The 23,156-nt window shown below is 54.9% G+C and carries 20 protein-coding genes; 11 read left to right on the top strand and 9 right to left on the bottom strand.

Annotated elements, in window-relative coordinates:
- Positions 1-190 precede the first annotated feature (190 nt).
- Positions 191-1,018 (top strand): helix-turn-helix domain-containing protein, encoded by an 828-nt coding sequence (locus tag IP582_RS12460; RefSeq protein ID WP_193796143.1) that lies wholly within the window; start codon positions 191-193, stop codon positions 1,016-1,018.
- An 85-nt stretch (positions 1,019-1,103) separates the two neighbouring features.
- Here the strand turns inward: IP582_RS12460 and IP582_RS12465 are convergent, their stop codons facing one another.
- The gene (locus IP582_RS12465) at positions 1,104-1,676 is read right to left on the bottom strand and encodes a flavin reductase family protein (protein ID WP_039079068.1); all 573 of its coding nucleotides are present in this window, start codon (positions 1,674-1,676) and stop codon (positions 1,104-1,106) included.
- Between the two features lie 194 nt (positions 1,677-1,870).
- On the opposite strand from IP582_RS12465, the gene IP582_RS12470 reads away from it, so the two are divergent.
- Positions 1,871-2,965 (top strand): malate/lactate/ureidoglycolate dehydrogenase, encoded by a 1,095-nt coding sequence (locus tag IP582_RS12470; RefSeq protein ID WP_193796144.1) that lies wholly within the window; start codon positions 1,871-1,873, stop codon positions 2,963-2,965.
- A 36-nt stretch (positions 2,966-3,001) separates the two neighbouring features.
- On the opposite strand, the gene IP582_RS12475 is transcribed toward IP582_RS12470, so the two are convergent.
- Entirely contained in the window at positions 3,002-4,801 is a 1,800-nt protein-coding gene (locus tag IP582_RS12475; RefSeq protein WP_193796145.1) for a sensor domain-containing diguanylate cyclase, read from the bottom strand.
- A 243-nt stretch (positions 4,802-5,044) separates the two neighbouring features.
- Between IP582_RS12475 and IP582_RS12480 the strand changes: the two genes are divergently transcribed.
- The 4 genes from IP582_RS12480 (at position 5,045) to nhoA (ending at position 9,321) form a co-directional block, all read left to right on the top strand.
- The gene (locus IP582_RS12480; protein ID WP_193796146.1) at positions 5,045-5,746 is read left to right on the top strand and encodes an ABC transporter ATP-binding protein; all 702 of its coding nucleotides are present in this window, start codon (positions 5,045-5,047) and stop codon (positions 5,744-5,746) included.
- Complete coding sequence (locus IP582_RS12485) at positions 5,743-6,705, top strand: ABC transporter substrate-binding protein (protein WP_079497456.1); 963 nt, start codon at positions 5,743-5,745, stop codon at positions 6,703-6,705. The genes IP582_RS12480 and IP582_RS12485 overlap by 4 nt, the downstream gene beginning before the upstream one ends.
- A gap of 42 nt (positions 6,706-6,747) precedes the next feature.
- Complete coding sequence (locus IP582_RS12490) at positions 6,748-8,403, top strand: iron ABC transporter permease (RefSeq protein WP_193796147.1); 1,656 nt, start codon at positions 6,748-6,750, stop codon at positions 8,401-8,403.
- A gap of 75 nt (positions 8,404-8,478) precedes the next feature.
- A complete protein-coding gene (gene nhoA / locus IP582_RS12495) occupies positions 8,479-9,321 on the top strand; it encodes an N-hydroxyarylamine O-acetyltransferase (protein WP_132439285.1) in 843 nt (280 codons plus the stop codon).
- On the opposite strand, the gene IP582_RS12500 is transcribed toward nhoA, so the two are convergent.
- Positions 9,303-9,893: a TetR family transcriptional regulator gene (locus IP582_RS12500; protein ID WP_193796148.1), complete on the bottom strand. Its 591-nt coding sequence runs from the start codon at positions 9,891-9,893 to the stop codon at positions 9,303-9,305. The genes nhoA and IP582_RS12500 overlap by 19 nt on opposite strands.
- 112 nt (positions 9,894-10,005) lie before the next feature.
- Here IP582_RS12500 and IP582_RS12505 point away from each other — a divergent pair, with 112 nt between their 5' ends.
- Positions 10,006-11,508, top strand: coding sequence for an MFS transporter (locus IP582_RS12505; protein ID WP_193796149.1), 1,503 nt, complete (start codon positions 10,006-10,008; stop codon positions 11,506-11,508).
- Here IP582_RS12505 and IP582_RS12510 read toward each other — a convergent pair.
- From IP582_RS12510 to yddG, 3 genes are all read right to left on the bottom strand, one after another.
- Positions 11,492-11,968 (bottom strand): RES family NAD+ phosphorylase, encoded by a 477-nt coding sequence (locus IP582_RS12510; RefSeq protein ID WP_193796150.1) that lies wholly within the window; start codon positions 11,966-11,968, stop codon positions 11,492-11,494. The two genes, IP582_RS12505 and IP582_RS12510, sit on opposite strands and share 17 nt — an antisense overlap.
- Entirely contained in the window at positions 11,968-12,414 is a 447-nt protein-coding gene (locus IP582_RS12515; RefSeq protein ID WP_193796151.1) for an antitoxin Xre/MbcA/ParS toxin-binding domain-containing protein, read from the bottom strand. The genes IP582_RS12510 and IP582_RS12515 overlap by 1 nt, the downstream gene beginning before the upstream one ends.
- 65 nt (positions 12,415-12,479) lie before the next feature.
- Entirely contained in the window at positions 12,480-13,361 is an 882-nt protein-coding gene (gene yddG, locus IP582_RS12520; RefSeq protein ID WP_193796152.1) for an aromatic amino acid DMT transporter YddG, read from the bottom strand.
- A 332-nt stretch (positions 13,362-13,693) separates the two neighbouring features.
- Here yddG and fdnG point away from each other — a divergent pair, with 332 nt between their 5' ends.
- The 3 genes from fdnG to fdnI are packed head-to-tail and all read left to right on the top strand — an operon-like array spanning position 13,694 to position 18,283.
- Positions 13,694-16,741 carry a formate dehydrogenase-N subunit alpha gene (gene fdnG, locus IP582_RS12525; RefSeq protein WP_193796153.1) on the top strand — a complete coding sequence of 1,016 codons (3,048 nt, stop codon included), beginning with the start codon at positions 13,694-13,696 and terminating at the stop codon, positions 16,739-16,741.
- 11 nt (positions 16,742-16,752) lie between these two features.
- On the top strand, positions 16,753-17,634 hold the full coding sequence (gene fdxH / locus IP582_RS12530) for a formate dehydrogenase subunit beta (protein WP_193796154.1): 882 nt from the start codon (positions 16,753-16,755) through the stop codon (positions 17,632-17,634).
- Positions 17,627-18,283 (top strand): formate dehydrogenase-N subunit gamma, encoded by a 657-nt coding sequence (gene fdnI, locus IP582_RS12535; RefSeq protein WP_107223105.1) that lies wholly within the window; start codon positions 17,627-17,629, stop codon positions 18,281-18,283. Before fdxH ends, fdnI begins: the two co-directional genes overlap by 8 nt.
- Positions 18,284-18,417: 134 nt before the next feature.
- Here fdnI and ppk2 read toward each other — a convergent pair whose 3' ends face one another.
- Positions 18,418-19,236 carry a polyphosphate kinase 2 gene (gene ppk2 / locus IP582_RS12540; protein WP_193796155.1) on the bottom strand — a complete coding sequence of 273 codons (819 nt, stop codon included), beginning with the start codon at positions 19,234-19,236 and terminating at the stop codon, positions 18,418-18,420.
- Between the two features lie 246 nt (positions 19,237-19,482).
- Between ppk2 and araJ the strand changes: the two genes are divergently transcribed.
- Positions 19,483-20,658: an MFS transporter AraJ gene (gene araJ, locus IP582_RS12545; protein ID WP_193796156.1), complete on the top strand. Its 1,176-nt coding sequence runs from the start codon at positions 19,483-19,485 to the stop codon at positions 20,656-20,658.
- Positions 20,659-20,697: 39 nt separating this feature from the next.
- On the opposite strand, the gene IP582_RS12550 is transcribed toward araJ, so the two are convergent.
- Together IP582_RS12550 and IP582_RS12555 are read right to left on the bottom strand one after the other, a co-directional pair.
- Complete coding sequence (locus IP582_RS12550) at positions 20,698-21,135, bottom strand: VOC family protein (RefSeq protein WP_193793345.1); 438 nt, start codon at positions 21,133-21,135, stop codon at positions 20,698-20,700.
- A 184-nt stretch (positions 21,136-21,319) separates the two neighbouring features.
- Positions 21,320-23,035, bottom strand: coding sequence for an ABC-F family ATP-binding cassette domain-containing protein (locus IP582_RS12555; RefSeq protein ID WP_193793346.1), 1,716 nt, complete (start codon positions 23,033-23,035; stop codon positions 21,320-21,322).
- Positions 23,036-23,156 lie beyond the last annotated feature (121 nt).

Consider the following 23,156-nt stretch of genomic DNA (forward strand, 5'->3'; position numbering starts at 1 on the left):
TTTCATTGTGGAGGCAGGATAGAATATGCAGCGCGCGGCGGGCCACTCCCGGAATGCCAAAGTAGATGTGACAATGGCAATGACAGTGTGGTGATATCGCCTGCGATCACAATTTATTAAACAGGGCTCGTTGTCCCTCCGGCTTTGCATTATTGTGCAGGAAGAGCGTTCCTCATTTTCGGTATCCTGAATGAATAAACTGACAGTTGAGTATTATTTTCCGACGGTAACAACCAAACTTGCGCGTTATTCCAGCGATCCGGAAGACAATGGCTGTGAGCATTGTCATGAGTTCGATGAGTTGGTTATTGTGGAAGAGGGGCATGGTTTGCACGTTATTAATGGCAAGCCTATGTATATTCAGCAAGGAGATGTATTTTTCGTACGCGGCCCTGATTTTCATTTTTACGATGAGCTGGGTACGCTTAAGTTGATTAATATCCTGATTAACCCTATGGTTAATTTCCGTTATTTAACAGATATAACCCCATTATTACTTTCGCTTTCCGGTCACGAGGCGGCCCGTTATGGCTGGTTAGCCCCCGATACGCGCGCCCAGTGTAAGCGCATTATCGAGAAAATATTCGCATCTGCTATGCAGTCTGAAGATAAATGCGCGCTGCGCGAATCCTGTTTTTTTCAACTGCTCACTACCATTTTGCATGCGCAATCGGAGGCGGAATACAGCAACACCAAATATAAGCTGCATAAGCTGTTGCATTACCTTCAGGAAAACTGTTTTCAGGAACATGACTGGTCGCTACTGCCCGAGCAGTTTCACCTGACCAGTCGTACAGCATTTCGTCATATCAAAGAGGCTACCGGCTTAACGCCCGACAGCTATATTAAGCGCCTGCGTTTGGTTTCTGCGCGGGTTAAATTGCGTGAGACTGACGCGACCATTACCGATATTGCCTATCTGTGCGGCTTTGCTAACAGCAACCATTTCACCACGCTGTATAAAAAAGTGTTCGGTATTACGCCGAGTGAAGAGCGACGCCGGATTTCTCGCATCTGATGGTGAAGGGCTGCTCGCCTTTAAGAAGATCTTAGGACGGGGAATTGTCCCCGGTGGCGCTGCGCTTACCGGGGCGAGTTGCAGGTTAACCCGGAACTTTTATCGACTTGCCGCTGGTGACGAAATTGCCGCCGCCCAGATGGTGGATGGTGTTCAACTGGTCATCATCAAACTGCCAGTGGCCGTTGCTAAAGGCGCGTTCATCCGCAGCGGCCGAGACCACCTCACCAAACAAGGTGTCATACTTTTCCATTGCGGCAGTAGGCGGCAACAGGCGGCATTCCATCCACGCCAGACATTTTTCCTCTACGACCGGCAGCCCCAGTACCGGGCCAGCGATGGCCGGAATACCGTAACAGTTGAATTTATCCTCTTCGCGACCGCTAATGCTGCCCACCGCCCAGGTCCAGCGGGTTGCCGCCACGCCCGGCACCACAATGCCGAACATACCGCTGCGTTCAATCAGTTCACGCGACCAGGCGCTTTTGTCTACCACGATCGCGATGCGGGCGGGGGAAAACTCAACGGGCATTGACCAGGCCGCCGCCATGACATTGCGACGGTCGATACTCTCATCACGACTGGTAATCAGTATGGTCGGGCCGTGATTCAGCAAGCGGCTGGCGTGATCCAGCGCCACCGGACGGAAAAAACTCATAAGCCACTCCTTCGTTTTGTCGTGCAGGAATTAAAGCACAGATGCCCGGTACTGACACCGTGCATTGAATGTTTATCCCGCACAGAAACAATCTTCAGGCCATTATTCTCTGTGCCCGTACAGTTATTGACCTCAGGCAAGCTCACATGCAGCATGGAAATGCAGACAACAACATAATAAATGGACAATTATCAATGGATACAGGGCTTCGTCTTCATCCCCAGCGCTTACATTATTTTATCGAGAAAATCCTGCACCATGCGGGCAGCGAACCACAGGAAGCTCGCCTGGTTGCGGACCATTTGCTGGCGGCAAACCTTGCCGGACACGATTCTCATGGCGTAGGGATGATCCCGAGCTATATTCGCTCCCTTGAACAGGGCTACCTGCAACTCAACCGCCATGCCAGCGTGGTGAAAGATATGGGCGCGGTGGTCACCCTGAACGGCAATCAGGCTTTTGGTCAGGTCGCTGCGCATGAGGCTATCTCACTGGGCATTGAAAAGGCCCGACAACATGGCCTTGCCGCCGTTGCGCTTCACAATTCCCATCATATCGGACGTATTGGTTACTGGGCCGAACAGTGTGCCGCAGCCGGTTTTATCTCCATCCATTTTGTCAACGTCGTCGGCGATCCGATGGTGGCCCCGTTTGGCGGAAAAGACAGTCGGTTCGGAACAAATCCTTTTTGCGTAGTTTTCCCCCGGGAAGGGCAATCGCCCCTGTTGCTGGACTACGCAACCAGCGCCATTGCATTTGGAAAAACGCGCGTGGCTTACCACAAAGGCGAGCCGGTGCCCGATGGTTGCCTTATTGACGCGCAGGGGCTTCCCACTAACGACCCGGCGGTTATGCATCGTTCGCCGCTGGGGTCACTGGTGACGTTTGCGCAACATAAAGGCTACGCGCTGGCGGCATTGTGCGAAATTATGGGGGGAGCCTTATCCGGCGGACAGACCACACATCAGGGCTCTTTGCAGGCCAGCGTCGATGCTATTTTCAACTGTATGACCACCCTTATTTTAAACCCGGACATGTTTGCCGCGCCGGATATGCAGCAACAAACGCAGGCTTTCGTTGAATGGGTGAAACAGTCGCCGCATAGTAATGACGGGCCGATTCTGGTGCCAGGCGAGTGGGAAGAGAACAACCGTCGTCTGCGTAAGGCGCAGGGGATTCCGTTGGATCCGGGGAGCTGGCAGGGGATTTTTGCGGCGGCAGTGCGCGCCGGGATGCCGCAGGAAGAGGCCGATCGCTTGCAGGCAGACTGTGAACAAGTGACACTGTAACGAAATGGCGGCGCGCATTGCCGCGCAGCCGTCATATCAGGAGGAAAGGTGCGTCTGCGGTGCGTTGGCGTTGCGGGCGACCACAATCTGGCCGCGCCCCTGTTCTTTAGCCATATAAAGCGCAAGGTCCGCTGCCCGGATCAGATTTGCCGCCCGCGCATGCTGCGGCCAGGTAGCCAGACCGATAGAGATCGAAACCTGCCCGATATCATGCGACTCATAAAATATGCGATGGTCCAGTACGCTTTGCAGTAACCGTTCTGCCAGTTTTTTGGCATCGGTCTCGCTGGTATCCGGCAAAATAATCAGAAACTCCTCGCCACCGTAGCGGAAGGCAATCCCGTTATCGCCCACCGTGTCCTGTAACAACCGGGCAATGTCGCGCAGCACTTTGTCACCCGCTTCATGTCCGTGGCTGTCATTAAGCTTTTTAAAGTAGTCGATATCGATCATCAGGCAACTCAGCGAAGTTCCGTTTGCCATCGACTGATCAACCAGGCTGCGAAGGGTCTCATCCAGATTATGGCGATTACGCAACCCGGTCAGCGAATCATGGGTCGCTTTTTCTGTCAGGGTATCGCGCAATATCTGGTTTGCCAGCGCAAGCGCGATGGTCTCTGCCATCAGTTCCAGATAGGCGTAGGTCGGCTCTTTCTGCTGCTCATTATCAAAGGTGAGCAGGCCGATAATCTTGTTTTGCGCGATTAACGGAACACAGATGGCCCGTGCGGCCACCTCCGGCACAAGATGTTCGCAGGGCATATCTACGGAGTCGTGCGACGGGCAGTGTAGTTGTCCACGTTTTAATGCCCAACAGGCATCGGGGGTAAAGGGGGCATCCTCGCCCGGCGGCAGGAGCCAGCGGGCCGCACATTTCATGCGATTTGTCCGTGAATCCAGAATGTAGAGTCGCCCCCCCATGTCGGGGATGATTTTCGGCGCGAAACGGCCGACGACCCTGACAATGCCCGCATGGGAATCGCAGCCCTGCAGACGTTGTGTCATCCTCGCCAGCAGTGTGCGCGAAGCCCACTCGGCATCACGTTCTTGCTCCAGACGCTGTCGGGCCAGACCGTTCTCACGAAAAATATGGATGGCCTGTGCCATATCGCCAATTTCATCTACCTGCGCCAGTACCGGTGTTTCTACCGCATAATCCTGTGTCGCCAGCCGGTTCACCACGTCGCTCAGCGTGACCACCGGGCGCAAGATGCGGTGTTTGATAATAAAACCCAGCACAAACAAGAAAAGCAGGGCGGTAATCGCCACCATCACTTCTGACACCGTGCGTAGCCGTTGCGATAGCGCCGTTGCTTCGGCAATGACGTTCTCGGTGCGTTGGTCCGACAAACTGCGAAAATGGGCAAAGCGGTATTCGGCCTGGGCAAGCTGGTCTTCATACTGCTGACCAAAGATGATATTCATGCCTTCATTAACATTGCCCGCTTCCACAGCGGCTATGGCAGCACGCTGCTCATCTTCAAGTTGATCAAAGACTTTAAGGCCATCCCGGAGGATCAGTATTTCTGCTGACGTTGCGCCGTTATCGTGTAAACCCAGAAGATGGTTTTCGAACTGGACATCGGTCTCCAGCATTTGTCGCCAGGCCTTGATATTCTCCGGCTGCCGCTTCACCACCGCCTCACGCGCAAGGTCACTCAACGCATACGCTTCTCGTTCCAGGTCATCGGTCAGCGTAGCAAAAAGGCGGCTCTGGGCGACGGCGGCACGTTCGGCCCGGTCCGCACCGGATGCGCTGAACAGCGCAAAGCCGGAAGAGAGTGTCAGAACAACGGTTGCGATGTATGCAAAATTTGTGATCGTTGCGATACGCACGTAATCACCTTTTTATATTAGGGAAAATCAGGAGAGATCTTCTAAGGGTTTACTATTCCTCTATATAAATCAAGACGCAACATTAGCGTAATTTATACGTCACATTTCCTGCCTATAGTCAGCCGCATCAAATCCCAAAGAGGATAACAATATGTATGCTCCCCTGACGTTCGTGCAGGTGGACGCGGCCCGTTGGATGAAGACCTCGGGTGTCAGACGCTTTCTCATTGTGGGAGAGGGCTAATGGACGCGTTCACAGAAATCCGCCTGGACGGTGTGTCGTATGCCTTTGGCAGCAACACCGTTCTCGATCAGATCGATCTCCTTATTCCCGCAGGCACTATCGTGGCTTTGCTCGGCCCCTCAGGCTGCGGCAAAAGTACGCTGTTGCGTTTACTTGCCGGATTAACACAACCTGCTGACGGCACCATTACCTTCGGTTCGCGTCTGGTGGCGAAGGCCGGATGGGCATTGCCGCCGGAGTCCCGTGATATTGGCATGGTTTTTCAGGACTATGCGCTGTGGCCGCATATGACGGTGGAAGAGAATATCGCTTTCCCGTTAAAGATGCGTAATGTCCCGCGCGCTGAACGTGAAGACCGTGTCCTGCAAGCGCTGGCGCGCGTTGGCCTTAGCGAGTTTGCTAAGCGCAAACCCTCCGGGCTCTCGGGTGGCCAGCAGCAGCGCGTGGCGCTGGCACGGGCCATTGTCGCCGAGCCGCGCGTGTTGTTGTTTGATGAACCCCTTTCCAATCTCGACAGTGAGCTGCGCGAATCTTTGTGCCGTGAGATGGCCTCTCTGCTTCGCCAGCTCGGCATCACCGCCGTTTATGTCACCCACGATCGCCGTGAAGCCGAGATCCTCGCTGATCGTATTGTTCATTTATCTGCCGGACGTGTAGACACGATTCGTTCTATTACAACAACCTCAGGGGAAATTGCATGAAAATATCTTTGAAACAAGGAGTTGCTTTAGCCATGGTGTTATCGTCCGCTATGATGTCCAGCGCTCATGCGCTCACCGTTTATACCGCCGGTCCGGGCTCGCTGGCGAAAGGTCTTGCCAGCGGATTTGAGAAAAAAACCGGGGTGAAAGTGGATATCTTCCAGGCCACAACCGGCAAAGTCATGGCGCGCCTTGAAGCTGAGCAGGCCAACCCACAGGCGGACATTCTGATTTCCGCCTCCTGGGACACCGCAGAAGATCTGCATAACCGTGGCTGGTTGCTGCCTTACCAAAGCGCCAACGCCGAAAAGGTGCCTGAGATGCTCAAAAGTACGGATTATGTCGCCCAGGGCGTTTCCGCGCTGGGTATCGTCTGGAATACCAAAAGCGGTACGCCAGAGCCGAAAGAGTGGAAAGATCTGACGGCGGCTGCGTTTAAAGACAAAGTCACTACCCCGGATCCGGCCCTGTCTGGCGCATCGCTGGACCTGCTGATCGGTCTGCAAAACGGCATGGGCGAAGGCGCCTGGACACTGTTTGATGAACTCAAGAAAAACGGCATGGTGGTTAGCGGTCCGAACGCCCAGGCGGTCACACCGGTGATGCAAGGTGCAAAAGCAGCGGTGTTTGGCGCGGTTGACTATGTTACCTATGGCAACATTGAGCAGGGTGAATCACTGAAAGTCATCTTCCCGGCCAGTGGTACCGTGATTGCGCCACGTCCCATGATGATCCTCAAATCCACCCAACATGAAGCTGACGCTAAAGCGTTTGTGGACTATGTGCTGTCGCCGGAAGGACAAAAACTGGTGGCCGATGCCTGGCTGATGCCAGCGCGTACCGATGTGCAGGCTAAACGTCCTCTCTTTAACGAGTTGAAAATTCTGCCGACCAAAAACGACGGCACCAGCGAGCGCGGCGCCGTGCTCAAGCGCTTCAACACACTTTTCGCTCAGTAATCATCATCTGACGGGGGCAACCCCGTCTTCTGGATACTCGCCGTGAACCAACGATTAATCTCGCTTGTGACCGTGGCCGTGCTGATGGTTCTGGTCGCGTTGCCGTTGCTGTTTATTGTTCTGCAGGCTGTTTTCCCGCAATTTAGCGCTGGCTCCTTGCAGGGCGCGTTTTCCGGGTTACGCCCACTGTTTTCTGAACCACAACTCCCGGCAATGTTTGCCGGAACGCTGCAAATTGCCGCAGGCGTTGCGCTGCTGAGCGCCTGTATTGGCCTGCCATTGGGGGTGGCGCGTGGGCTGTTCGATTTACCCTGTCCACGGATGTGGGATCTGCTGTTTCTGATCCCGTTTCTGACGCCGCCCTATATTGCGGCGCTCTCCTGGATGCTGGTTTTGCAAACCAATGGCTACCTTGCCCAGTTACTGGGGTTCGATCTCAATGCATTGCTATTCAGCAAAAGCGGGATCGTGCTGGTGATGACACTCAATATTTTTCCGGTCGTTTACTTCGCGGTATCCCGTAGCCTGCTTGCCAGCGGGCAGCGTCTGGCGCTGGTTGCCCGCGTGCATGGCGCAACGCCCTGGCGTGCCTTTTGGCATGTCACGCTGCCTATGCTATCGCCTTCGCTGGCGGCAGGCATGCTGCTGGCCTTCACTCTGGCGATTGAAGAGTATGGCGTACCTGCCGCGTTGGGCACCCGTTCCGGCGTGGTGATGCTGACCGTTGGTATTGAAAAAAAACTGGCCGACTGGCCCATCGACTTGCCGGGCGCCTCGATGCTGTCGCTGATTCTGATCGTGATTGCGCTCAGCGCCTGGTGGTTACAGGGCAAGTTGACCGGTGGAAAAGACGTGACAAGCGTGACGGGTAAACCCACGGAAAATATGGGGGCGAAACTGGGTATCGCGACCGTGCCGGTGGTAGGGGCGATGACATTTGTCGGCTTTCTGGCGGTGCTGGTGCCGGGGCTGTCCATGGCGATCACCGGCGTGATGTCGACCCTGTCGGGCGGCTTATCGCTGGCAAACGCCACGACTGCCCATTATGCCGCGCTGTTTGCTCAGCAGGGCGATGCCTTAACAGCACTGGGGACCAGTTTGTCACTGGCTTTTGCGTCAGCATTGATCACTGGTTTTGTCGGGCTGCTTGCCGCCTGGCTTGTGGTGGTTCAGCGCATCAAAGGGCGCAGTGTGATAGACGCGCTGTCGCTGATGCCCGCCGCGCTACCGGGTATTGTAGTGGGGGTGGGGCTGATTCTCTTGTGGAACCGCACGTTCTGGCCCGTCTCGCCGTACAACACCTGGGCTATTTTGCTGCTCTCGTACTGTTGCCTGTTGCTGCCCTGGCCGGTGCGCTATGTCGGGAGTGCGCTGCGTCAGTTAGGCGGGAATCTGGAGCCAGCAGCCCGTGTTCATGGCGCCAGCCCCTTGCAGGCATTGCGTTTTATTGTTCTGCCACTGGTCTTTCCGGCCATGCTGGCGGCGATGCTGATGGTTTTTGCTATCGCGTCGCGTGAGCTGGTGACATCGCTGCTGCTGGCCCCGGCAGGAACGCAAACGGTGGCGATCTTTATCTGGCGGCAGTTTGAACAGGGATCGGTTGGGCAAGGCATGGCGATGGCGACGCTGACGCTCATTACCGGGCTCGCATTGATGCTGACCGCGCTGGCGATTATGCAGCGGAGCACACAACGATAAATCCACGGCACAAAATCCCCTGTGCCCTGACAAAAATGAGATATAACAGAAGGACATCTATTGCAGGAGCTTCTTATGACCTCGTTTTTGGACGACTATTTCGCCCGTATTGGCTATTCCGCTGTCCCGGCTGTAAATCTGGAAACATTGCGTACATTGCATCTGCAGCATAACAGCAGCATTCCGTTTGAAAATATTGAGGTCGTTCTGCCTCGGGAAATCGAACTGAGCGATGAGGCCATCTTTAATAAACTGGTGATTGCCCGTCGTGGCGGCTACTGCTTTGAACAAAATGGCCTGTTTGAGCGCGTATTGCGCGAAATCGGCTTTGAGGTGCGCAGCCTGTTGGGGCGTGTGGTGCTGGCAAATCCGCCGCAGATGCCGCCGCGCACGCACCGTGTCGTGCTGGTGACGTTAGGGGATGAGCAGTGGATTGCGGATGTCGGCTTTGGCGGGCTCACGCTCACTGCGCCTGTACGCCTCAAGGCGGATATTGAGCAGGCGACGCCGCATGGTCTGTACCGCCTTCAACAGGCCGGGCCGGACTGGATTTTGCAGTTTCGCCACCACGATCGCTGGCAGTCTATTTACCAATTTGAGATGGGGCAGCAGTATCAGGCCGATTTTGTGATGGGGAATTTCCACTCGGCGCACTGGCCGCAATCGCACTTTCGCCACCATTTGCTGATGTGCCTGCATCAGCCGGACGGCGGGAAATTGACGCTGACTAACTATCACTTCACCCACTGGCGCAACGGGCATGCGGTGGAGGAGAAGACCTTACCGGATACCCAGGCGTTGTATGACATCATGCAGCAACGATTCGGCCTGGGTACGGATGATCCGCATTATGGGTTCAGCGTTGAAGCGCTCGACACCGTGATGTCGCGTTTCGATCTTCATGGGGAAGGGGCGTAAAACAACTCGCGATGAATCATGGCATCCAGGTGTCGATCAAACGCCGCATCGTCGACATCTGGCATGCCAAGCACATAGATGCCGTCAAGCCCGCAGACCAGGGCAATTAAGCGCCAGGCGATGTTTTCCGTCGAATCATGGCGGATAAACTCACCCGCTTTCACGCCCGCATCAATAATATCGACCACCTTTTCATGCCACATTTCCATCGTCAGCACATAAGCGCCTTTTAACTCGTGCTCTTTGCTTGCCAGCAGTTGGGCTTCCCGCCACAGACGGATATAGGGATCGAAGCCATCTTCATTGCTGCCAAGCATGGCATGCAACCGTTCGCGCCAGCTTGCGGATTCGGGTAACAGATCCACATCCAGCAGTTCGCCCATCACCCGCACAAACGCCTGCGCTTTTAACTCTGCGCCCGAGCTGAAATGGTGGTGCACCTGGCCCGTGGCGACACCCGCTTCGTTGGCTATCCTGCGCACGGTCATCCCGGCAAATCCGTCGCTTAACGCAACGCGTATCGCCGCCTGCAGGATCACTTCCCGGCGCTCATCCCGACTCAAATAGCCCATACATCCCCCTAAACGTAAAGGAAACGGAGTCTAACAAAAAGCTGGACAGTTGTTCAACTTTCCGTAGGATCGCCATTCTGGACGCGTGTCCAACATAAGTTATGAGGAAATTATGGTTCGTCAGTGGTTAACATTGGTCATTATCGTGCTGGTTTATATTCCGGTCGCTATTGATGCCACCGTCTTGCACGTGGCATCACCGACATTGAGTGCAGAGCTGGCAGCCAGCGGTAATGAGTTATTGTGGATCATCGATATCTATTCTCTGGTGATGGCGGGCATGGTGTTACCCATGGGGGCGCTGGGAGACCGCATCGGTTTTAAACGCTTGTTGCTAACGGGCAGCGGTCTTTTTGGGCTGGCCTCTTTTCTGGCGGCCATGTCTGCCAGCGCCGAACAGTTGATTGCCTCGCGCGCCATTCTCGCCATCGGCGCGGCGATGATTGTTCCGGCGACACTTGCCGGTATCCGCAACACATTTTCAAAAACAGAACATCGCAATATGGCGCTTGGCGTCTGGGCCGCGGTAGGCTCCGGCGGCGCCGCGTTTGGCCCGTTGATTGGCGGCTGGTTGCTGGCTCATTTCAACTGGGGCGCCGTGTTTCTGGTCAATGTGCCGATCGTGATGGTGGTGATGGCGTTGACCGCGCGTTATGTGCCTCGCCAGCCGGGGCGGCATCAGCAACCACTCAATCTCAGCCAGGCGGTGATGCTGATTGCGGCTATTCTCATGCTGGTATGGAGCGCCAAAACGGCGCTCAAAGGTAGCGTTGCCGCCTGGGGGGTGATCGCGGTGTTCTTAGTGGGGGCGACACTGCTGGCCGGATTTGTGCGTCAGCAGCTGGCGGCGCCTGTCCCGATGATCGATCTGCGCCTGTTCACGCATCGCATCATTCTGAGCGGGGTGTTAATGGCCGTGACAGCCATGGTTGCCCTGGTCGGTTTTGAGCTGCTGATGGCGCAGGAGTTACAGTTTGTTCACGGCTTTACGCCATTTGCAGCCGGACTGTTTATGCTGCCGGTGATGCTGGCGAGCGGGTTCAGTGGTCCGATAGCCGGTATGCTGGTCTCCCGTCTCGGCTTACGCCAGGTGGCATCCGGCGGGATGGCGCTGAGTGCCTTTAGCTTTTTGGGACTGTCGGTAACGAACTTTTCCACCCAACAAACTCAGGCCTGGATCCTGATGGCGCTGCTGGGGTTTAGCGCGGCCAGTGCGTTACTTTCTTCGACAGCGGCCATCATGGCGGCAGCCCCGAAAGAGAAAGCCGCCGCCGCAGGGGCTATTGAAACCATGGCATACGAACTGGGGGCAGGGCTTGGCATCGCGCTCTTTGGTCTGATTCTCACCCGCAGCTTCTCGTCTTCGATTACGCTACCCGCGGGGTTAAATGACACGCAGGCAGCGCTGGCATCGTCATCAATTGGTGAGGCATTCCAGTTGGCGCAAGAGGTCTCATCCCCCCTGGCGGAGGGGATTATGCATGCGGCCAGAACCGCGTTCGTCTCGTCGCATAGCGTGGCATTAAGTACCGCCGGCATCATGCTGATGGTGCTGGCGGTCGGCGTGTGGCTGAGCCTTAAAGGTGTCGACAGACAGGCTAGCAAGGACGGCTAAGACGGGGATCCAGCATAAAGGGTTCGGACTTTACGCTTTTGAGGACTTTCGCCGCCTGTGGGTGTTCGGGGTTAAACAGCGCGTTCCATTCGCCGGTGATGGTACTGGGGACGCGCAGTACCAGTCCGTTTTGCTTTGATGCCAGCCACTCATCGCCGATGTGTTGCGTGTAAACAGGCGGCGGGTCAGATTTCCAGTCTTCGGGCAGGGCGGTCAAATCCAGCGTCGCGATAAGATTACGCGGTACATCAAGCGTTAAGAAACAGTAGCCCTGGGCGATATCTTCAATCTCAAGATGTACCAGTGTTTCCAGCACGCAGAGGGCTTTTGATTCACCAAGATAGACGCATTCATGCCCCGGCGAATTCCAGCGTCCGCCAAAGGTTCGGGCTCCGTAGCCGTCGAAGGCGGTCAGCGCATAGCGTTCTTTGACCAGACGCCAGAAGGTGACTGTTTCCATTAGCCGATCACACCGTGCTCAAGACGACCAATCAATGTCAGTACCGCTTCCGCACCGGCGGGTGTCGAGAGAAGCTCGGCGGGTTTTTTACCGCCAAGGCCTTTCGCGGGTTTATTGAGCCAGGTGGCCATACGCCCGCTGTCACCTTCAAATAACTCACGAGCAGCGCTGATCACTCGCGCTAACGTGTAGACGCGCGCGCTCTGTTCTGGTGAAAAGCGTTTTTCCGCGCTGTTAAGCCTGCGGCTATAGGTATTACGATCAATGCCAGCCATTCGGCACAGCGTGATTTCATCAAGAGAGACGGCGCCAGCGATATCACGCAACACACCTGCACTCAGACCGGCATTGATGCTGTCATGAGCGGCAATCGCCGTGGCGGGAAGCCCCAGGATGCTGAGCAGGTCATGCGGGATCGCGCGTACGCCCGGTGTATAGAGTTGCATTTTTCTGCTCCGTCTGTTCATTTGATATTAATTTTAGTTCAAATGAACGTGGGGTGCAATGATCACTACTGATGCCGTGTCGCCCACCAACAAAGCAGGGATCCGCCGCACACCATAAACGCGCCCTGCCAGAAGGAAAACGAGAGCGGGGCGCTCAACACGGCGGCTGCCAGCGCCGAGGAGAGTACCGGTGTGAAGTACGACGCGGCAGCGAGTACGGCAACGTGGCCGTGTAAAATGCCGGTATTCCAGGCAGCGTAGCCGAAGCCCAGCGCGACGGCGGTCATTGCCAGTTTGATCACCACAGGAAGTGTAAAATGCATGGCGGGTTGATCGGTCAGGGCAAATTTTATCCATAAGGTTGCCGCCGTCAGCAAAATAAAGAGCGTAATGCCATTCGACCCTTTGGCATATTTACTGGTGACGGTACAGTAAGCTGCCCAGATAAATGCACCGGCAAAAGCAAGAGAATAACTTAACGGGCTTGAGAGAATATTTTGTGTAATATCGTGAAGGTTCAATCCCTGTTCGCCGCCCAATACCCAGCTCACCCCTATGACAGCCAGAATGAGTCCCGGAATGACCCACAGAGTAGCTTTTTGTCCATTAAACAAGATCGCAAATAAAATGGTTAAGCTCGGCCATAAATAGTTAACCATGCCGACCTCTATCGCCTGCTGGCGTGTTGCGGCAAACCCCAGTGACAGGGCGAGGCAGAGTTCATAGCTGACAAATAAAACGCTGCCCACCAGTAAATAGCCGCGAGGGAAACGGCGAATATCGGGAAAACCGACCGTGAGAATAAGTAAAATGCCGCTCAGGGTATAAATCATCGCCGCACCGCCGACCGGACCTAAGCCTTCGCTAACTGCGCGAATCAGACCCACCATCGTACTCCACAACACGATGGCTAACAGCCCGGTCAGCGTGGCTCTCTTCTTATTCATGTAACTCTATTCCCTTAAAAAACAGCAAAGAGGGAATTTATAGCACTTTACTTAGCATGCCTACTAATAAATCACGATGCAATATCACCCCTTTAGGGGTAATTAAATGCGCCAGAAAAGACTATTAAGAAGTTGGTGCGTTGCAATATTGATTTGCCGCAAATTACGCAGGGATATAGCTGTTAGTTTTCCTCGCCAGTACACCCGTCATATTTCAAGTTGCCGATGTGTTGGCTGCGTTCGCTTTTCGTAAGCACCAGGGAATCCGTTCTCTTGCCGCCTTTGCGCAACTCGAATTATTCAGGGGCTCTCTTCATATAACGAGGAACACAATGGACGTCAGCCGCAGGCAGTTTTTTAAAATCTGCGCGGGTGGTATGGCCGGGACAACCGTTGCTGCGTTGGGATTTGCCCCCAAAGCGGCACTGGCGCAGGCGCGAAATTATAAGCTCCTGCGTGCGAAAGAGGTTCGAAATACCTGCACATACTGCTCCGTAGGTTGCGGGCTATTAATGTATAGCCTGGGTGATGGGGCGAAAAATGCCCGTGAATCGATTTATCACATTGAAGGTGACCCGGATCATCCGGTCAGCCGTGGCGCGCTGTGCCCGAAAGGGGCGGGCCTGCTCGATTATGTTCACAGTGACAACCGTCTGCGCTACCCGGAATACCGCGCCCCAGGGTCTGACAAATGGCAGCGCATCTCCTGGCATGACGCCTTCGAACGTATTGCCAGACTGATGAAAGATGATCGTGACGCCAACTTTGTAGAGAAGAATGCGCAAGGTGTAACGGTCAATCGCTGGCTCTCCACCGGGATGCTGTGCGCCTCGGCAGCCAGCAATGAAACCGGCATGCTGACGCAAAAATTTGTGCGCTCTCTCGGCATGCTGGCGGTAGACAACCAGGCACGCGTCTGACACGGACCAACGGTAGCAAGTCTTGCTCCAACATTTGGTCGCGGTGCGATGACCAACCACTGGGTTGATATCAAAAACGCGAACGTCGTGATGGTGATGGGCGGTAACGCCGCTGAGGCACATCCGGTGGGATTCCGCTGGGCGCTGGAAGCAAAAAACAGTAACGATGCGACGCTGATTGTCGTCGACCCGCGTTTTACGCGTACGGCGTCGGTGGCGGATATCTATGCGCCAATCCGTTCCGGTACCGACATCACTTTCCTGTCGGGCGTACTGCTGTACCTGATCGAAAAGAACAAAATCAATGCCGAATACGTCAAGCACTACACCAACGCCAGCCTGCTGGTGCGGGACGATTTTGCCTTTGATGACGGCTTGTTCAGCGGCTATGACGCGCAAAAACGCCAGTACGATAAATCCTCCTGGCACTATCAGTTCGATGAAAACGGCTATGCCAGACGGGATGAAACGCTGACCCATCCGCGCTGCGTGTGGAACCTGCTAAAAACGCACGTTTCCCGCTACACGCCGGAGGTGGTGGAAAATATCTGCGGTACGCCAAAAGAAGACTTCCTGAAAGTCTGCGAAGTGCTGGCCTCCACCAGCGCGGCAGACCGGACCACCACCTTTCTGTATGCGCTGGGCTGGACGCAGCACACCGTGGGTGCGCAGAACATCCGCACCATGGCGATGATCCAACTTCTGCTCGGCAATATGGGCATGGCTGGCGGCGGCGTTAACGCGCTGCGCGGTCACTCCAATATTCAGGGCTTAACAGACTTAGGGTTGCTGTCGACTAGTCTGCCGGGCTATCTGACGCTGCCGTCAGAAAAACAGGCAGATCTGCAAACTTATCTCACGGCAAATACACCGAAAGCCATGCTGCCCGATCAGGTGAACTACTGGGGTAACTATCCGAAGTTCTTCGTCAGTCTGATGAAATCCTTCTATGGCGATGCCGCGCAGAAGGAGAACAACTGGGGCTTTGACTGGCTGCCGAAGTGGGATCAGTCCTGGGACGTTATCAAGTATTTCAACATGATGGATAAAGGCAATGTCACAGGCTACCTCTGCCAGGGCTTTAACCCGGTGGCGTCTTTCCCGGACAAAAACAAAGTGGTGCGCAGCCTGAGCAAGCTGAAATACATGGTGGTTATCGATCCGCTGGTCACGGAAACCTCTAATTTCTGGCAGAACCACGGCGAAATGAATGATGTGGATCCGACGGCCATCCAGACCGAAGTTTTCCGTCTGCCATCGACCTGTTTTGCCGAAGAGGAGGGTTCAATTGCCAACTCCGGGCGCTGGCTACAGTGGCATTGGAAGGGGCAAGATGCGCCGGGCGAAGCGCGCAATGACGGTGAAATTCTGGCCGGGATTTACCATCGCCTGCGCGAGATGTATCGAAGCGAAGGCGGCAAAGGTATTGAGCCGCTGCTCAAAATGCGCTGGGCGTATAAGCAACCTGAAAGCCCCGAACCTGAGGAAATAGCAAAAGAGAACAACGGCATTGCGCTGGCGGATCTCTACGACCCAGCGGGGGCGTTGATTGCGAAGAAAGGGGAGTTACTGAGCGGTTTTGCGCTGTTGCGAGACGACGGAACCACCGCGTCTTCCTGCTGGATTTATACCGGTAGCTGGACCGGGCAAGGCAACCAGATGGCTAACCGCGATAACGCTGACCCGTCAGGGCTTGGCAATACGCTGGGCTGGTCCTGGGCGTGGCCAATGAACCGCCGCGTGCTTTACAACCGCGCTTCGGCGGATATCAACGGTCAACCCTGGGATCCGAAACGCATGCTGATCCAGTGGAACGGCAGTAAATGGGCGGGTAACGATATCCCGGACTTCAACACCGCCCCGCCGGGCAGCGCGACCAATCCGTTCATCATGCAGCCGGAAGGGCTGGGACGGCTGTTTGCGCTTGATAAGCTGGCAGAAGGGCCGTTCCCGGAACACTACGAGCCGATGGAAACGCCGCTCGGCACGAACCCGCTGCACCCAAACGTGATCTCCAGTCCGGTCGTCCGTCTGTACGAAGACGATGCCGCCCGTCTTGGCAAGAAAGACAGGTTCCCCTATGTCGGCACCACTTACCGCCTGACGGAGCATTTCCACACATGGACCAAACATGCGCGCCTGAACGCTATCGCGCAGCCGGAACAGTTTGTCGAGATAAGCGAAGGGCTGGCGAAAGCCAAAGGCATTGCCAACGGCGACCGCGTGAAGGTCAGTAGCAAGCGTGGCTTTATTCGCGCAGTGGCGGTGGTTACGCGTCGTCTGCGCACGCTGCACGTTAACGGCCAGCAGGTGGAAACCATTGGCATTCCGCTGCACTGGGGATTTGAAGGGATGGCGCAGAAAGGCTACATCGCCAATACCCTGACACCCAACGTCGGCGATGCGAACTCGCAAACGCCGGAGTATAAGGCGTTTCTGGTCAACATCGAGAAAGCGTAAGGAGCGACGATATGGCAATGGAAACACAGGACATTCTCAAGCGCTCCGCGACAAATCCCATCACCCCCGCGCCACGTGCGCGGGATTATAAAGATGAAGTGGCCAAGCTGATTGATGTCTCTTCCTGCGTGGGCTGCAAAGCCTGCCAGGTGGCCTGCTCTGAGTGGAATGATATCCGCGATGAAGTCGGGCACTGTGTCGGGGTGTACGACAACCCGGCGGATCTGAGCGCCAAATCCTGGACAGTGATGCGTTTTAGCGAAACCGAACAGAACGGCAAGCTGGAGTGGCTGATTCGCAAAGACGGCTGCATGCACTGTGAGGATCCGGGCTGTCTGAAAGCTTGCCCATCCGCCGGGGCGATCATCCAGTACGCCAATGGGATTGTCGATTTCCAGCAGGAAAATTGTATCGGCTGCGGCTACTGCATCGCCGGGTGCCCCTTTAACGTCCCGCGCCTCAATAAAGAGGATAACCGGGTCTATAAATGCACCTTGTGTGTGGATCGCGTGAGTGTCGGCCAGGAGCCGGCCTGCGTAAAAATCTGCCCAACCGGGGCCATTCGCTTTGGTACCAAAAAGGAGATGCTGGACGTCGCGCAGGCGCGTGTGGAGAAACTCAAAAAACGCGGCTATCCGAATGCGGGGGTCTACAACCCGCAAGGCGTTGGCGGCACACATGTGATGTATGTGCTGCACCATAATGACCAACCGGCGTTGTACCACAACCTGCCGAAGGATCCGGCCATCGACACGTCCATCAGCCTGTGGAAAGGGGCGCTGAAGCCGCTGGCTGCCGCCGGATTTATCGCCTCGTTTGCCGGGTTGATTTACCACTACATCGGCATTGGGCCGAATAAAGAAGTCGATGACGACGAGGAGCATCATGAGTGATTCGAAAATGATTGTGCGCACCCGGTTTATTGATCGCGCCTGTCACTGGACGATGGTTATCCTCTTCTTCCTGGTGTCGCTGTCGGGGATCTCGTTTTTCTTTCCGACGCTACAATGGCTGACGGAGACCTTTGGTACACCGCAGATGGGGCGCATCCTGCACCCGTTCTTTGGCGTTGCGGTCTTTCTGCTGCTGATGGTGATGTTTGTGCGCTTTGTGCATCACAACATCCCGGACAGGCAGGATATTCCCTGGCTGAAAGGGATTGTGGAGGTACTGAAAGGCAACGAGCACAAGGTTGCGAAAGTCGGCAAATATAACGCCGGGCAAAAGATGATGTTCTGGACCATCATGAGTATGATTTTTATCTTACTTGTATCCGGCATCATCATCTGGCGCCCCTGGTTTGCCCCATATTTTCCGATTCAGGTGATCCGCTATAGCCTGCTGATTCACGCAACCTCTGCCATTATCCTTCTTCACGCCATCCTGATTCATATGTATATGGCGTTCTGGGTGAAAGGCTCAATTAAAGGGATGATCGAAGGGAAAGTGAGCCGCCGCTGGGCACGCAAACATCATCCGCGTTGGTACCGTGAGGTCGAAAGGCAGGAAGCCAAAGAAGAGAATATGCACGGGCTCAGATAGCGTTCGCCGGGTATGCCAACTGCGTATTTACCCGCTTACCCGGCCTGGCGCGTTCAACAATTCCAGAAAAAAACAAACACGTGAAATAAAGGCAACTGCATCGGCAGCGGTAACCGATGCAGTAAGGCAATTATTCAGAACGGTTCGGGAATAATACGGAAAGGATAATGGGTGGGTTTAACTTTACCTATTTTGCGTTTCGGGAACTCCACCGGATCGTCCGGAATATCCTCATAAGGGATCTGCGTTAGCAGGTGGGTAATGATATTCAGCCGTACACGTTTTTTGTCTTCGGAGCGGGCGACAAACCACGGTGCCCATGAGGTATCGGAGGCTTCGAACATCGCGTCTCGCGCAACGGTATAATCATCCCAGCGATCGAAGGATTTGATATCCATGGGGGATAGCTTCCAGGTCTTGCGGCCATCATTCACGCGGTCGCGCAGACGGCGTTCTTGCTCTTCCGGCGTCACCTCAAGCCAGTATTTCAACAAGATAATGCCGGACTCAACCATAGCACGCTCCATCATCGGGACGCTTTCCAGAAATTTATCTACTTGTTCCATTGTGCAAAAACCCATCACGCGTTCGACCCCGGCGCGGTTGTACCAGCTACGGTCAAAGATAACAATTTCACCTGCCGCCGGCAGATAGGGAACGTAACGCTGCAGATAAAGCTGGCTTTTTTCGCGCTCAGTGGGGGCGGGCAGGGCGACAACGCGGAAGATACGTGGACTGACGCGTTCAGTAATGGCTTTGATGGTGCCGCCTTTGCCCGCGCCATCACGCCCCTCGAAGACGATGCAGACTTTGAGCCCTTTACTGACAACCCAGCGCTGAAGTTTTACCAGTTCAACGTGAAGCCGACGTAACTCTTTCTCATATTCCTTGTTCTTAAGCGGCGCCGCAGGAGGTGCGTCAGCGATGGTGCTGATGTTTTTCTTCTTTCCCATGACTCTCTTCCTCTTTCAAATAAAATAACGAGACGCCTAAGAAGTGTAATGGTCGGTTCAGGTGCGCGCGAAAATTACTCGTGTCATTGTATTTCAGGGGCTTCCGATATATCGCATAGGGTATGAAAACATTCACAGCCTGAGCTGAATGTATGGATGAATTTGCCAGCAGGAGAGTTTGAACTGGTTCACACTTAACGAATGGTCGATAATGCTTGTTGCATTCTATTAACATGTGGTTGTGGTATGAAAAAGACGATTTTTTCGTTAGCACTGGGCACTTTTGGCCTTGGCATGGCGGAATTTGGCATTATGGGTGTGCTGACCGAACTGGCGAAAGATGTGGGGATCTCCATTCCGTCGGCGGGTAATATGATCTCCTTTTATGCTTTTGGCGTGGTGATCGGCGCGCCGATTATCGCCGTGTTCTCCAGCCGTTTTTCCTTGAAAACCATTCTGTTGTTCCTGGTCGCCATGTGCGCGGTGGGGAATACAATTTTTACCTTTTCATCGTCATATACCATGCTGGCCATCGGCAGGCTGGTGTCGGGGTTCCCTCACGGCGCGTTCTTCGGCGTTGGGGCAATTATTTTGTCTAAAATCGCCCCGCCGGGAAAAGTGACACTGGCCGTTGCAGGTATGGTCGCCGGGATGACGGTGGCTAACCTTGCGGGTGTACCGCTGGGAACCTGGCTTGGTCATGCCTTTAGCTGGCGCTACACCTTCATGCTGATTGCGCTGTTTAATTTGTTGGTGCTCGTTTCCATTCTCCTCTGGGTTCCTCAACTTTTTGATAAATCCGAAACCCGTTTTACCGAACAGTTTCGCTTTCTGAAAAAATCAGAGCCGTGGTTTATCTTCGCCGCCACCATGTTTGGCAACGCGGGCGTCTTCGCCTGGTTCAGCTTTGTGAAGCCATTTATGCTGAACGTTTCCGGCTTTTCGGAAATGTTCATGACAGTCATCATGATGCTGATGGGGCTGGGAATGGTGTTGGGTAATCTGTTAAGCGGCAGATTATCCGGACGATATAGCCCGCTGCGTATCGCAGCCACCACCGATCTGGTGATAGTCCTGTCTTTGCTGCTGCTGTTTGCCTTCGGCGAAAACAAAGTCGCCTCTTTAACGATGGGTTTTATCTGCTGCGCGGGTCTGTTCGCTCTGGCGGCACCGCTACAAATTCTGCTGTTACAGAATGCCAAAGGCGGTGAATTACTGGGGGCGGCAGGAGGGCAAATTGCCTTTAACCTCGGCAGTGCCATCGGCGCTTATTTTGGCGGTCTGATGATCACGCTCGGTCTGAGTTGGGATTACGTCACCTTGCCCGCCGCCATTCTTTCGTTCTCGGCCATGTCAGCGCTGCTAATGTACGGGCGCGTAAAGGCGAAGCGGGTTCGTGCTGACGTTAGCGCACTGGCCTGAAAAAACGCTCTCAAGGGAGCGTTTTTCGTCACATCACAATTAATCGCGCAACCACGGCGTAATGCTTAAGCCCACCAGAATGCCCTCCGGACTGAGAAAGCGGGTGATGCTTTGTCCCCAGGGCTCAAGGCGGTTCTCCACGAGCAGGGCGTAGCCTTTTTCGCGCAGCACACGGGTTGCGCTGTCAAGATCGGCGACTTCGAACTCAATCCAGCTTTGCGGCGCGGGAATATCGGCAGGCCATACTTCTGTGCCAAAGCAGGACTGTGCCGCCTGATGCAACGGCCAGAGTGCAAAATGTTTTGCGCCGTCCAGCGCGCCATGTTCGGCTAACAGGTAATCTTCATTGCCCTCCATGGGCTTAATGGGAAGACCTAACAGCTCCTGGTAAAGTGCTTTACTGTCGCCCACGTTGCGTGGGACTGGGCCAAAACCTGCAATAAACAACACATCCAGGCCACGGGTCGAAATATCCATATCTGTTTCACCTCAGTCGGTATGCACAAAAATATTAATAAGACAGCGCATATATAACATCATGCAAAAGAAATCTGCGGTTATGCGGGGCCATTTTTAGCGCTTACGTTGTTTTTTACAACAGATAACGCCTCTCTCGCCATGAGAAAAAACAGGCGCAAAAGCGCCTGTTCAGGTCGGGGTCTTACATCAGTAACCGGTTGATTCTGGCTATCTCCTCTCGCCACTGCGCCTGTAGCAACGGTTTTTGATGCGCCGGTTTACGCGCCAGATCCTGCTCAAGGCGGGTTTCCAGCGCAATTAACTGCTCCAGTAACGCATCGCTTTCATCAACCAGTTCCGTTGATGTCGCTTTTGCTGTCACCGGCCTCTCATCTCCCTGTTGTTGCTGGCGCAGACGGTCGTAGACCACCTCGACGTCGTGCCATTCGCTAAACTGCCCCTGTTCAACCAGCCAGAAGCGGTTACAACTCTGGCCAATCAACTCACGATCGTGGCTGACCAGCAGTACACCGCCCGAGAACTGTTGCAGCGTTTGCATCAGTGCCTCTTTACCGCTCATATCCAGATGGTTAGTCGGTTCATCGAGCATCAGCAGGTTGTAGCGTGCCAGCGACAGGCCAACAAACAGCAGCCGGGAGCGCTCGCCGCCGCTGAGCGTTGCCACTTTTTGTCCGTGACGAGCCCAGGCAAACCCGGCGCTGATTAACGTCATTTTGCGCAATTCCGCCGACGGCGCGAACGGCTCCAGCGCATCCAGAAGCGTCGCGTCATCGGGCAGTTGCTCCAGCGTCTGATCATAGTACCCGGCATGCAGACGTGGATGAACCGTTATCCCAGGAGCCGCGATATCACCGGTCAGTTGACGCCAGATAAGCCGAAGCAGAGAGGACTTCCCACAGCCGTTTTGCCCGATAATGGCAATCCGGTCGCCGGTTTTCACCCGCGCCAGCGGCACGGAAAAGAGCGGTGGTAATCCCGGCGCGGCGCTGACGGGGAGATGTTCCATCTCCAGCAAACGGTCGGCAATCAGCGGTTCGCCCTGGAGTGTTAAACGCCACAGACTTCCTGCCGTCAGTTGCGTCTGGCTCTCTTTCAGGCGTTCTACCTGCTTTTCCATTTGCTTTGCTTTGCGCGACAGATCTTCATTGTCGTAAACACGCCCCCAGGTCGCCAGCCGTTTGGCGCTGCTGGTAACCCGGTCGATCTCTTTTTGCTCTGCTTTGTGGCGCAATGCATCGCTGGCATCCCGCTCCTGCAGCGCCTGACGCGCGGCAGAGCAGGGAAGTGCGAAGTAATGCAACCGGTTATCGCGAAGGATCCAGGTGCCATTGGTCACGGCATCCAGTAGCGCCCGGTCGTGAGAAACCAGCACAAAGCTACCAGACCAGCGCTGCAGGAATCGCTCCAGCCAGAGCATGGTTGGCAGATCGAGGTGGTTACTGGGCTCATCCAATAGCAATAAATCAGGATCGGTGATTAACGCGCGGGCCAACAATAGCCGGGTATGTTGCCCGCCACTGAGGGTTGCCGCAGGTAGGGCTATTTCATGTTCACTGAGTCCCATTCCGGCTAACAGCGCTTGCGCACGCCAGCGCTGAATGTCACGTTCGCCCGGCGCAAGTCGGGCCAGCACGGCGTCAAGCAGGGTGAGATCCAGCAGCGTGTCGGGCAGATGTTGCTCAACGCGCGCCATCAGGCAGTGATTCGCCACTGAAACGCTGCCCGCAGAGGGCAAAAGGGTGCCATCCAGGACTTTCAATAGCGTACTTTTGCCGCAGCCGTTGTCGCCAATGAGACCAAGCCGGTCGCCTTGTTTCAGGGTAAAGGAGATATCAGAAAATAACGGACCAAATGCCGTTTCAACACGTAATGATTGTGCAGACAGTAATGTGCTCATTGCTTACTCAAGAGTTACAGGCATAGGCATGCCTCGTCAAACATCGCTGACGATAACCCGGTAAGCCCGAGGAAGGGGTTTAGTTAGCTTCGCTCAAGCCGAAGTTATCGCAGCACGATAC

Origin of the sequence: Citrobacter sp. BDA59-3 (assembly GCF_015167655.1) — a bacterium.
In the GTDB taxonomy this organism is placed as follows: Bacteria; Pseudomonadota; Gammaproteobacteria; order Enterobacterales; family Enterobacteriaceae; genus Phytobacter; species Phytobacter diazotrophicus.